This window comes from Microbacterium ginsengisoli, from assembly GCF_000956535.1.
Lineage (GTDB): Bacteria > Actinomycetota > Actinomycetes > Actinomycetales > Microbacteriaceae > Microbacterium > Microbacterium ginsengisoli.
This window is the reverse complement of the sequence record NZ_JYIY01000070.1, coordinates 16,366-28,297: the sequence shown is the minus strand read 5'-3', so window position 1 is coordinate 28,297 and position 11,932 is coordinate 16,366. Positions and strand designations below refer to the sequence as shown.

The 11,932-nt window shown below is 69.7% G+C and carries 11 protein-coding genes; 4 read left to right on the top strand and 7 right to left on the bottom strand.

The features are described 5' to 3' along the window. Positions 1–45: 45 nt before the first annotated feature. Positions 46–477 (bottom strand): division/cell wall cluster transcriptional repressor MraZ, encoded by a 432-nt coding sequence (gene mraZ, locus RR49_RS06290; protein ID WP_045247224.1) that lies wholly within the window; start codon positions 475–477, stop codon positions 46–48. 205 nt (positions 478–682) lie between these two features. After that, a complete protein-coding gene (locus RR49_RS06285) occupies positions 683–1,048 on the bottom strand; it encodes an SCO2097 family morphological protein (protein WP_045247223.1) in 366 nt (121 codons plus the stop codon). A gap of 65 nt (positions 1,049–1,113) precedes the next feature. Between RR49_RS06285 and RR49_RS06280 the strand changes: the two genes are divergently transcribed. Beyond that, on the top strand, positions 1,114–2,196 hold the full coding sequence (locus RR49_RS06280; protein ID WP_045247222.1) for a polyprenyl synthetase family protein: 1,083 nt from the start codon (positions 1,114–1,116) through the stop codon (positions 2,194–2,196). Positions 2,197–2,225: 29 nt separating this feature from the next. Here the strand turns inward: RR49_RS06280 and RR49_RS06275 are convergent, their stop codons facing one another. After that, on the bottom strand, positions 2,226–2,576 hold the full coding sequence (locus RR49_RS06275; RefSeq protein WP_048809147.1) for an Rv2175c family DNA-binding protein: 351 nt from the start codon (positions 2,574–2,576) through the stop codon (positions 2,226–2,228). 175 nt (positions 2,577–2,751) lie between these two features. On the opposite strand from RR49_RS06275, the gene RR49_RS06270 reads away from it, so the two are divergent. Together RR49_RS06270 and pknB are read left to right on the top strand one after the other, a co-directional pair. Continuing rightward, a complete protein-coding gene (locus tag RR49_RS06270; protein WP_045247221.1) occupies positions 2,752–3,732 on the top strand; it encodes a LysM peptidoglycan-binding domain-containing protein in 981 nt (326 codons plus the stop codon). 70 nt (positions 3,733–3,802) lie between these two features. Then, on the top strand, positions 3,803–5,749 hold the full coding sequence (gene pknB, locus RR49_RS06265) for a Stk1 family PASTA domain-containing Ser/Thr kinase (protein WP_045247220.1): 1,947 nt from the start codon (positions 3,803–3,805) through the stop codon (positions 5,747–5,749). A gap of 74 nt (positions 5,750–5,823) precedes the next feature. On the opposite strand, the gene RR49_RS06260 is transcribed toward pknB, so the two are convergent. Both RR49_RS06260 and RR49_RS06255 read right to left on the bottom strand, forming a co-directional pair. After that, entirely contained in the window at positions 5,824–7,161 is a 1,338-nt protein-coding gene (locus RR49_RS06260; protein ID WP_045247219.1) for a class II 3-deoxy-7-phosphoheptulonate synthase, read from the bottom strand. 4 nt (positions 7,162–7,165) lie between these two features. Further along, the gene (locus RR49_RS06255; protein WP_045247218.1) at positions 7,166–7,888 is read right to left on the bottom strand and encodes a lysophospholipid acyltransferase family protein; all 723 of its coding nucleotides are present in this window, start codon (positions 7,886–7,888) and stop codon (positions 7,166–7,168) included. Positions 7,889–8,035: 147 nt separating this feature from the next. Between RR49_RS06255 and RR49_RS06250 the strand changes: the two genes are divergently transcribed. After that, positions 8,036–9,883 carry an AMP-dependent synthetase/ligase gene (locus RR49_RS06250; RefSeq protein ID WP_045247217.1) on the top strand — a complete coding sequence of 616 codons (1,848 nt, stop codon included), beginning with the start codon at positions 8,036–8,038 and terminating at the stop codon, positions 9,881–9,883. Positions 9,884–9,934: 51 nt separating this feature from the next. On the opposite strand, the gene RR49_RS06245 is transcribed toward RR49_RS06250, so the two are convergent. Together RR49_RS06245 and RR49_RS06240 are read right to left on the bottom strand one after the other, a co-directional pair. After that, positions 9,935–10,426, bottom strand: a complete 492-nt coding sequence (locus RR49_RS06245; protein ID WP_045247216.1) for a peptide deformylase — start codon at positions 10,424–10,426, stop codon at positions 9,935–9,937. 3 nt (positions 10,427–10,429) lie between these two features. Next, the gene (locus RR49_RS06240) at positions 10,430–11,890 is read right to left on the bottom strand and encodes a MinD/ParA family ATP-binding protein (protein ID WP_045247215.1); all 1,461 of its coding nucleotides are present in this window, start codon (positions 11,888–11,890) and stop codon (positions 10,430–10,432) included. Positions 11,891–11,932: the final 42 nt, after the last annotated feature.

Here is an 11,932-nt window from a genome sequence, read left to right as displayed (position 1 = left end):
GGGAAGTGCGCCAGGGAGAGGCGGGTGGGGATCGCGGCCTGGGGCTCAGAAGAGGCCCGGGATCACCTCCTGCTCCAACTCGGCATAGCTCGACTCGTTGGCCTCCGCGTAGGCGTTCCACGCGGCGGCGTCCCAGATCTCGGCGTGAGCGCCGACGCCGGTGACGATGAGCTCACGCTCGAGTCCGGCGTACGTGCGCAGGTGCGGCGGCACGGTGATGCGGTTCTGTCCGTCGGGCTTCTCCGCGCTCGCGCCCGACAGGAACATGCGAAGGAAGTCGCGCGCCTGCTTGTTCGTGAGCGGCGTCTCCCGGATGCGCTCGTGGATGCGCTCGAACTCGACCTCGGCGAAGACGTACAGGCAGCGCTCCTGTCCGCGGGTGATCACGACTCCCGCCCCGAGGTCGTCGCGGAACTTTGCGGGGAGGATCACGCGGCCCTTCTCGTCGAGTTTGGGCGTGTGGGTGCCGAGAAGCATCGGAGCGGCACCCCCCTTCGTCCGGCCAGCGAAGAATTTTGCCCCACTTTACTCCACTGTCCTCCACTTCACTACCCAATTCGGCCTCGACATGGGCGAGCGCTCCCCCGGCGTCGACAGCGGCATCGCCGGACGTGTGTGGCATCCGATCTGCGGGCACAAAAAAACACCGACCCTCGCGGGTCGGTGTTTCAGTGGATCGGGATCAGGTGCCCTGCTGGCGGCGATCCCATCGATCGTTCATGCGGTCCATGAAGGAGCGCCCGCTCTGACGCGGGGTGGCGGCCGAGGGACGGCTCGCGCGCACGCGCCCGGCTCGCGTCGGAGTCACGGCGAGGATGACCCCCGCGAGCATGACAGCGAAGCCGATGACGCCGATCACGATGAGCTGGGTCGAGACACCCGCGACGACGCCGCCGAGGCCGACCACGAACAGGAGCACACCGATCACGATGTTGCGATAGCTCAGCGAACGCGCACCGCCGCCGGCCGTGACGACATCGGCGTCGTTGCTCATGAGATGGCGTTCCATCTCGTCGAGAAGACGCTGCTCCTGCTCGGAAAGAGGCATCGGAACCCCCTGTAGGTGAAAGTCACCGCGATTCTACGCGGCGTGGCGATCACTAGGCTAGGCCCGTGTCGAGCAGCACGGAGGCGATCGCGGCGGTTTCTCAGCGACTGGAGAAGTTCCTCCTCACGCAGGCAGAGGAGCTGAGCGGGTGGGGCGACGAGGCGCAGACGCTCCACGACGTCGCGGCCGGCGCCCTCCGCGGCGGGAAGCGGCTTCGCGCCCGTTTCCTCCTCGCCGGGTTCCGGGCCTGCGGCGGCACCGCTGAGCGCGCGGATGCCGCCACCTTCGTCGCGGCCGCGCTCGAGGTGTTCCATGCCGCCGCCCTCGTGCACGACGACGTGATCGACAACTCCGACACGCGCCGTGGACAGCCCGCGGCGCACCGCGCCCTGGCGGGCGCCCACGCGGCATCCGGCTGGACCGGCGACGCCGAGGCCTTCGGTCGGAACGGCGCCATCCTGCTCGGAGATCTGCTCGTCGCCGGCAGTGACGACCTCGTCGAAGCCGGACTCGAGGGCCTGCCCGCAGCGACGGCCCAGCGCGCCCGCGCGCAATACGCGCAGATGCGCCGCGAGGTCACCGTGGGCCAGTTCCTCGACATCGCCGAAGAGGCAGCCTGGATCACCGCCCCCGCCGACACGCACGCCGAACGAGCCCTGCGGGTGGCCTCGCTGAAGTCCGCGCGCTACAGCGTCGAGCAGCCGCTCCTCATCGGCGCCGCCCTCGCAGACGCCGACACCGCGCAGCGCGCCGCCCTGGCCGCCTTCGGACACCCGGTCGGCATGGCGTTCCAACTGCGTGACGACGTGCTCGGCGTGTTCGGCGACGCCTCCGTAACCGGCAAGCCGGCGGGCGATGACCTGCGCGAAGGCAAGCGCACCGTGCTCGTCGCCTTCGCACGTGAGGCGCTCGACGACGACGGTCGCGCGGCACTGGACGCCACGCTGGGCGACCCGGCGCTCGACGACGCGACCGTGGAGCGCATGCGCCGGGTGCTGGTGGACACCGGCGCCCTCGACCGGGTGGAAGAGCTCATCGCCGGCTACATCGCGGATGCCGACCGGGCACTCGCTGCGGCCCCGTTGCGCGTGGACGCGCTCGACGAGCTGCGCGCGCTGGCCGCGGCATCCGCCGACCGCGTAACCTGACGCCCTCTGCGAGCGGGGTCGCCCGGGGGTCAGGCGAGGGTCTGGGCGACCCGACGCACCTCGCTCTTCCGGCCCGCCCGCAGCGCCTCGATCGGGGCGATGCCGATCGATTCCTCGGGGGCGAGAAGCCAGTCGATGGCCTCGTCGGCGCTGAAACCGGCGTCGAGCAGCACGAAGATCGTGCCGCGCAGCGATGCGAGCGGCGCGCCGTCGACGAGGAACAGAGCCGGCACGGCGAGAGGCCCGTTCCGCCGCGATCCGAGGAGGACGTTCTCGTCGAGGAGTCGACGCACGCGGCTGAGCGGTTCACCCAGCATCTCGGCGAGGTCGGGAAGGGTGAGCCATTCCGTCGTGGCGGGTCCTGATGCTGCATCGGTCACTCGTCCACTATCGCATTCCGCTCGCGGCCGCCGCGCCGTCCGCCCGCGCACCGGCGGCCGCGACCCGGACAGCTGTCACATACGCCACATCCGTCCCGATGATTGACTCTCGTCCCAGCCCGTGGGACCGTGGATCGATCTCGCCCCCTCACGGCGGCGGAGGCAGGAGGAGGACATGACGCCTCAGCGCGCGACGACCACGACCTCTCCCCTGCGCTGGTGGGCGGTCCCCGCCGTCGTCGGCGGCATCGCCCTCGCGCTCGCTCCTCAGCCTGCACAGGCCGCGGAGCCGCGCGAGACCTCCGGTCCCGTGCTGCCCGACGCCACGCGTGCCGCTGGCACGGTCGCGGCGGCGGCTCGCGCGGCGGCCACCGAGGCGGCAGGCCAAGCCACCGTGACGGTGCGGGCCGGCGACACGGTATGGGCGATCGCCCGATGCCACGGTCTCGACATCGGAGCCGTCCTGGGGGCCAACGGACTGGGGTGGCAGTCGATCATCCGGCCCGGCGATGTGCTCGTGCTCCCCACCCCCGCCGCAACCGTCGCCCCGACGACGACGACGGCGGCGGCGACCCCCGCCCCGACCGCACATACCTACCTCGTGCAGCGCGGCGACACCCTCACAGCGATCGCGGCCCGACAGCACACGACCGTCGTCGCCCTGCTCGGCGCGAACGGACTCACCTGGTCGAGCATCATCTACCCCGGCCAGCGCCTGACGATTCCCGCGACGGATGCCGGAGCCACCGGCCTCGACGAGGAGCAGATCGCCAACGCGAGACTCATCATCCGCATCGGCCGAGAGCTGGGCGTTCCGGACCGTGGCATCACGATCGCCCTCGGCACGGCGATGCAGGAGTCCTGGCTGCGAAACCTCGACGGCGGCGATCGCGATTCACGCGGGCTCTTCCAGCAACGACCGAGCACCGGGTGGGGCACCGCGGCACAGGTTGCGGAGCCGGTGTACGCGATCCGCGCCTTCTTCCTCGGCGTCGACGGGCCCTCCGGCCCGCTCACTCGAGGCCTGCTCGACATCCCGGGGTGGCAGAGCATGACATACGCGGATGCCGCGCAGGCCGTGCAGATCTCGGCCTACCCGGACCGCTACGGACGCTGGGAGTCCGCCGCGACGCAGTGGCTTCGGGCCCTCGGCTGACCGACACCAGGTCGCCCGCAGGGGCGAGCCGTTCCCGGGGCTCCCAGGCCGTCGTCCGTAGACTCGATCCGTGAATACGGGCCAGCGCGCGGATCCGCTGATCGGCCGTCTGGTCGACGGCCGCTACCGCGTGCGCGCGCGCATCGCGCGCGGGGGGATGGCGACGGTCTACGTCGCCACCGATCTGCGCTTGGAGCGACGTGTTGCGCTGAAGGTCATGCACGGGCACCTCAGCGACGATGCGGTCTTCCAGAGTCGGTTCATCCAAGAGGCGCGCTCGGCCGCCCGACTCTCCGACCCGCACGTGGTGAACGTGTTCGACCAGGGGCAGGACGAGGACATGGCGTACCTCGTCATGGAGTACCTGCCCGGGGTGACGCTGCGCGAGCTCATCCGGGATCAGCGCCGCATCGGTGTCGCGCAGGTCGTGACGATCATGGACGCCATCCTGTCGGGACTCGCGGCGGCCCACCGGTCGGGCATCATCCATCGCGACGTGAAGCCCGAGAACGTGCTGCTCGCGGAGGACGGCCGCATCAAGATCGGCGACTTCGGGCTGGCCCGAGCGGCGACCGCGAACACGGCGTCGGGGCAGATGCTGCTCGGCACCATCGCCTACTTGGCACCCGAGCTGGTCACCCGCGGAACGGCGGATGCGCGCAGCGACATCTACGCGCTCGGCATCGTGCTGTACGAGATGCTCACCGGCGAGCAGCCGTACAAGGGCGAACAGCCCATGCAGATCGCCTACCAGCACGCGACCGATTCGGTGCCTCGCCCGAGCGCGAAGAACCCCGACGTGCCAGAGCCCCTCGATGAGCTCGTGCTGTGGTCGACCGAACGCGACCCGGAGGCGCGTCCGCGCGACGCCGGTGAGATGCTCGCGCGGCTGCGCGAGATCGAGGCCCAACTGGGCATAGCACCCCAGGTCGCGCGGGCGATCGCCGCGGGCGGACCGACCGTCGCGTACGACGGGCTGGACTCGGGCGAGGTCACGAAGGCGCTTCCCGCCGCGACCGCCGTGCTCACGCCGGCCCGCGGCGTGCCGATCGACAACGCGGCGCTGCTGCGCGCCCGGTCGCGCCGCCGCGCCTCCCGCGGCGGATGGCTCGTCGCACTCGTTCTCGTGCTCGCTCTCGCGGCGGGCGGAACCGGCTGGTGGTTCGGTGCCGGGCCGGGATCGAAGATCGCAATCCGCGATTTGACGAATTTCACGTTCGCGGATGCCTCGACCGCCCTCGGGGCGGACGGGCTCCAGGCCGTCGAATCCGATGTGTTCAGCATCGACGTCGCCTCCGGCCTCGTCGTCGCGACGGAGCCCGGAGCGGGATCCCGCGTCGACAAGAAGAGCACCGTCACCGTGCTCGTCTCCAAAGGCCCCCAACCCCACGACATCCCCGCTCTCGCGGGCCAGCCGCTTGCGACCGCGCAGTCGGCCTTCGCCGCGGCGACCGTCACGCTCGGCGCGACGGCCTACCAGTTCACGCAGAACGATCCCGATACGGTGCTGTCCGTCGCCGTCACACCGCGTGGTGCCTCATCGGCGACCGACTGCAGCAACGGCTGCACGGTGCACGAGGGAGATTCCGCGGTGATCACGGCGTCGAAGGGGCCGGTGCCGGATGTCGCGGGCATGAGCATCACGGATGCCACGACTGCCCTGACCGGCGTGGGCCTCCAGGTCTCGTCGACCCCGGCTCAGGAGTTCAGCGACTCCATCGCGTCGGGAACCGTGATCGGCATCGGCAAACGCGCCGGCGGGGGGAACTGGGCGCCGGGAGACACGGTCACCCTCGTCGTGTCGAAGGGTCCGCAGCTCTTCCCCGTTCCCGATGTGACGGGAAAGACGCTCGCGGACGCGAAGCGCATCCTCACGGCCGCCGGTTTCGTGCCCGCCTATGCCCTGTACTGGGATGCGGTTCCGACGATCGCGAAGGTCACGTCGCAGGGCCCCGACAGTACGACCACCCAGCCGAAGGGCACCAAGATCAACCTCGTCCTCAGCCTGACCGGCTAGCGGCGGAACGCCAGGACGCAGAACGAGGGGGTGGATGCCGCGGCATCCACCCCCTCACTGTCTCTCCGCGAGAGTCAGCGCTTCTCGAGCTCCTCGGCCACGAGGAACGCGAGCTCGAGCGACTGCATGTGGTTCAGGCGCGGGTCGCACAGCGACTCGTAGCGGGTCGCGAGGGTGGCCTCATCGATCTGCTCGGATCCGCCGAGGCATTCGGTGACGTCGTCGCCGGTGAGCTCGACATGGATGCCGCCGGGGAACGTGCCGACCGCGCGGTGCGCCTCGAAGAAGCCGCGCACCTCGTCGACCACGTCGTCGAAGCGACGGGTCTTGTAGCCGTTCTGCGATGTGATGCCGTTGCCGTGCATGGGGTCGGTGACCCAGAGCGGGGTCGCTCCCGAGTCGCGCACGGCTTCGAGCAGCGGCGGCAGCGCGTCGCGGATCTTGCCCGCGCCCATGCGCGTGATGAAGGTGAGGCGTCCGGGCTCCCGCTCGGGGTCGAGCTTGTCGATGAGCGCGAGAGCGGTGTCGGTCGAGGTCGACGGTCCGAGCTTGACCCCGATGGGGTTGCGGATCTTCGAGAAGTAGTCGACGTGTGCGCCGTCGAGATCACGGGTGCGCTCCCCGATCCACAGGAAGTGCGCCGACGTGTTGTACGGCGTGCCCGTGCGGGAGTCGATGCGGGTCATGGGGCGCTCGTAGTCCATGAGCAGACCCTCGTGGCCCGTGTAGAACTCGACGCGGCGCAGCTCGTCGAAGTCGGCACCGGCCGCCTCCATGAACTTGATCGCGCGGTCGATCTCGGCGGCGAGACCCTCGTAGCGCTGGTTCGCCGGGTTCTGCGCGAAGCCCTTGTTCCACGAGTGCACCTCGCGCAGGTCGGCGAAGCCGCCCTGCGTGAACGCGCGGATGAGGTTCAGGGTCGAGGCGGCCGTGTGGTAGCCCTTCAGCAGACGCTGCGGGTCGGCGATGCGGGAGGCCTCGGTGAAGTCGTAGCCGTTCACGATGTCGCCGCGGTAGGCGGGCAGTGTCACGCCGCCGCGGGTCTCGTCGTCGCTCGATCGCGGTTTCGCGAACTGACCCGCCATGCGGCCCATCTTCACGACCGGCATCGAGGCGCCGTACGTCAGCACGACCGCCATCTGCAGCACCGTCTTGATGCGGTTGCGGATCTGGTCGGCCGTCGCCCCCGCGAACGTCTCGGCGCAGTCGCCGCCCTGCAGGAGGAAGGCGTTGCCCGATGCCGCCCGCGCGAGACGCTCGCGCAGGAGGTCGACCTCACCGGCGAACACGAGTGGAGGCAGCGACGCGATCTCGTCCGAGACCGCGGCGACGGCATCGGCGTCGGGCCAGGACGGCTGCTGTTTGATGGGAAGCGAACGCCACTGATCGAGGGCGTCGAGCTGCTGGAGCATCCGCTCAGTCTAGTGGCGCGCCCGAGGTGACCGGCTCCGTGTTGCGGGCCTGTTCGAGGCGCTCCTTCACCGCCGACGCGTAGACGTCGTCGTAGCGCTGGCCGCCGATGCGCTGCAGCGCCACCATGATCTCGTCCGTGACCGATCGAAGCACGTAGCGGTCGTCCGACAGCCCGGCGAACCGGGTGAAGTCGAGGGGCTCGCCGATGACGACCCCCACACGCCCGATGCGCGGAATTCGCCGCCCGATCGGCTGGATCGCGTCGGTGTCGACCATGACGACGGGGATGACGGGCACCCCGGCTTCGAGCGCCATGCGGGCGATTCCGGTGCGACCCCGGTAAAGGATGCCGTTCGGACTGCGGGTGCCCTCGGGGTAGATGCCGAGCAGGTCTCCACGCCCGAGCACCTGGAGACCGGTGTTGAGGGATGCCTCGGATGCCTTGCCGCCCGATCGGTCGATCGGGATCTGCCCGGTGGCCTTGAAGAACATCTTCGTCGCCCACCCCTTCAGACCTCTGCCCGTGAAGTAGTCGCTCTTGGCGAGGAAGCTCATCGGGCGGTCGATCATGAGCGGCAGGAAGATGGAATCGGCGAACGAGAGGTGGTTGCTCGCCAGGATGGCCGCGCCGCGTGCAGGGATGTTGCTGCGGCCCACGACCCAGGGTCGGAAGATCGCCTTGATGACCGGACCGATCACCACGTACTTCATGAACCAATAGAACACGCGGGATCCCTTCGCGTACGCTCAGGGGAAGCAGTCTACAAGCGAGCGCATCCCCCCGATCGTGCCGCCCGTGTCAGTGAGACTCGGTCTCGCGCAAATGTAGACTGAGTTTCAGCACGAGCAACCGGTATCGAAGGAGCTGCCGCCATGAGCACTGTCGCCGCAACGGCCGAGGTCTACACCCCTCCGCTGGTCACCCCGGACCCCGACGCGAACATCACCGACCTGCTGGAGCAGCGGGTCGCCAAGGACCCGAAGGGCGCCCTGTTCGCCGTACCCGACGGATCCGGCGGGTGGCGCGACATCGCCACCGCGGAGTTCCGCCGCCAGGTGGTCGAGCTCGCGAAGGGATTCGTCGCCGTGGGCATCCAGCCCGGCGAGAAGGTGGGCTTCCTCGCGAAGACGACCTACGAGTGGACACTCGTCGACTTCGCCCTCTTCTACGCGGGCGCCGTCATGGTGCCGATCTACGAGACGAGCTCGGCGAGCCAGATCCAATGGATCCTGTCCAACTCGGAGGCGATCGCCTGCCTCGTCGAGTCCGCCGATCATCAGGCAAAGCTCGACGAGATCGCCGGCGACCTCCCCCTCGTGCGCGCCACCTGGCAGATCGAGAAGGGTGCGCTCGACAACCTCCGCCGCGAGGGCGCCGGCGTCGCCGACGAGGAGATCGAGCGCCGCCGCGGCCTCGCGGTCGGCTCCGACATCGCCACCCTCATCTACACATCCGGCTCGACCGGCCGCCCGAAGGGCTGCGTGCTCACGCACAGCAACTTCGTCGAGCTCGCCCGCAACGCCACCCAGTCGCTCGAGAACGTGGTCACCACCGAGGGCGCCTCGACCGTGCTGTTCATCACGACCGCACACGTGTTCGCCCGGTTCATCTCGGTGATCAACATCCACGCCGGCGTGAAGACGGGCCACCAGCCCGACACCTCGAAGCTCATCGACGCGCTCGGCTCGTTCAAGCCCACGTTCCTGCTCGCGGTCCCCCGCGTGTTCGAGAAGGTCTACAACTCGGCCGAGCAGATCGCCGAGTCGGGCGGCAAGGGCAAGATCTTCCGCGCCGCGGCGGCCGTCGGCATCCAGTACGCCAAGGCTCGTCAGGCAGGAGAGAAGATCCCGTTCTCGCTGCGGGTGAAGTTCCGTCTCTTCGACCGCCTCGTCTTCGCGAAGCTGCGTGAGCGCATGGGCGGCAACATCCAGTACGCCATCTCGGGGTCGGCGCCCCTCGGCGAGCGGCTCGGCTACTTCTTCGACGCGCTCGGCGTGAAGATCCTCGAGGGGTATGGACTCACCGAGACCACCGCGCCCGCCACGGTGAACACCCCCGACCGCATCAAGATCGGCACGGTCGGCCCCGTGCTCCCGGGAGTCGGAGTGCGCATCGCCGAGGACGGCGAGATCGAGGTGCGCGGCATCGACGTGTTCAAGGAGTACTGGCGCAACCCCGAGGCGACCGCCGAGGCGTTCGACGGCGAGTGGTTCCGCACGGGCGACATCGGTGAACTGGACGCCGCCGGCTTCCTGAAGATCACGGGCCGCAAGAAGGAGATCATCGTCACTGCGGGCGGCAAGAATGTGGCGCCCGCCGCCCTCGAGGACCCGATCCGTGCGAACATCCTCGTCAGCCAGGTCGTCGTCGTCGGCGACCAGAAGCCGTTCATCGCCGCGCTCGTCACCCTCGACCCCGAGATGCTGCCGACGTGGGCCGCGAACAACGGACTTCCGACCGACCTCACGCTCGCACAGGCCGCCGAGAACCCCAAGGTGCGCGACGAGGTGCAGAAGGCGATCGACCGGGCGAACCAGGGCGTCTCGCGGGCCGAGTCGATCCGCAAGTTCACGATCCTGCCCACCGAGTGGACCGAGGCGAGCGGACACCTCACGCCGAAGCTCTCGATCAAGCGCAACGTGATCCTCTCGGACTTCGCCGACGAGATCCGCGCTCTCTACGAGGTGCCCGTCAACACCACCAACGTCTCACTGCGCTGACGCGGCGGGACGCGGCATCCGATCCGCGGGAGCGACCCCTGACCGAAAGCGTCAGAACCAGTCGCTCTCGCGGATCTCGCGCATCGCCACCCGGCGGGTGGTCGGCTCGAGCCGGTCGAGATAGAGCATGCCGTCGAGATGATCGGTCTCGTGCTGCAGCGCCTGGGCCATGAGACCGTCGCCCTCGAGCACGATCTCGGCGCCGTCGAGCCCGATGCCGACGACCTTCGCGTGCGGATAGCGCAGCACGTCGTGCCACAAGCCCGGCACGGACAGGCACCCCTCGCCGGTCAGCACGGGCTCCCCCGCCACCTCCACGAGCACCGGGTTGAGCACGTAGCCGATCTCGCCGTCCACGTTGTAGCTGAACGCCCGCACGCCGACACCGATCTGCGGCGCGGCGACCCCCGCCCGCCCCGGCAGCTGCACGGTGTCGATCAGGTCGCGCACGAGCGCCTCGGTGCCCTCGTCGATCTCACCGACGGGCGCGCTGACGCTCTTCAGAACCGGGTCGCCGAAGACCCGGATGCCTCGTACCGCCACGGTTCAGGCGACCTTCGAGACCGACCGCAGCCCCTCGACGACCGATGCGGCGAGCAGGCGCGCGGCCTGACGGGTGGCGGGCAGCAGCTCGCGGAAGGAGATCGGTCCGCCGACGGCGATGGCCGGGTCGTAGGGCACCCGCACGACGTCGCGCACACGGGAGCGGAAGTGCGCCTCGAGCTCGGCTTCCCTCACGGCGGACGCGCCCGGACGGGACGCGTTGATGACGACGACGGCACGGCGCACGAGATCTGCGTATCCGTTGGTCTCGAGCCACGTGAGCGTCTCGCTCGCGAGGCGCGCCTCGTCGACGCTGAGACCGGCGACGATCACGAGACCGTCCGCGAGGTCGAGGGTCGCCCCCATCACCTCGTGCACGATTCCGGTGCCGGTGTCGGTGAGCACGACCGAGTAGTAGTGCGCGGCGAGAGTCGCGACATCCCGATAGTCGGCGTCGTTGAAGGCGTCGGAGACGCGCGGGTCGGCGTCGGAAGCGAGCACATCGAGGCGCGTCTCGTCGCGCGCGACGATCGAGGAGATCTCGTTGAAGCCGCTCACGACGGCTCCGGCGCGCGCAAGATCACGCACGGTCTTGCCGCTGGGGCGTCCGATGCGCTCCGCGAGCGTGCCGCGGTCGGGGTTCGCGTCGACGGCGATCACTCGGTCGTCGCGTGCCGATGCGAGTGCCATGCCGAGCAGCGTCGTCACGGTCGTCTTGCCGACCCCGCCCTTGCGCGACAGCACGGCGACGAATCGCGCACGACCTGAGAGCGGCGCGGCGATCTTCTGGTCGAGCTCCTTGCGGGCGCGGGCGCGACGGTTGTCGCCGAGATTGATGCGGCGGCCCGACAGCGCGAACACGAGCGAAGGCCACAGGCCCTCGGGCTCGGGGCGCGCCACCTTGACGTTCTCGAGCAGGCGGTCGGCGCTGAGCAGATCGGATGTCCCGCGGTCGCCGGCGACCTCGCCCGCGCGGCGGGCGACCAGCTGCACCGGGTCGGTGGTGCGACGGGGTTCGCTCACGGCGACGGCGGCGACCGCCGCCGCGACGGGAGCTGCCGAGTCGGTGGCGGCTACGGGAGCCGGCACGGGGACGTCGATCACCTCGGGCGTCGAGTCGATCACGGCGTCGTCGGTCGTCTCGTCGGGCACGGGGGTCTCCTCGTCGTCGACGGGGCTCTCCTGGTCGTCGATCTCGTCGCCGTCACGCTCGTCGTCGTCTGCCGCACCGTCATCGATGACCTCCGCGGCGATCGTCACATCGATCTCGTCGCCGTCGTCGACGAGTTCACCCGATCCGTCGTCGTCGAGCTCGTCGTCGTCGGTCGATGCGGGCAGCACGATGGTGACCTGCGCGGTCTGGCTGCTGAACAGGTCGAGATTGGATGCGTCGATGCTGACGGGGGCCGCGACGACGTCATCGTCGCCGTCGTCGCGGGATGCCGGATCCGTGCGTTCGGTCATGAGTTCTGGGGCTCCTGGCGTCACAGGGACGGTGCCACGCCT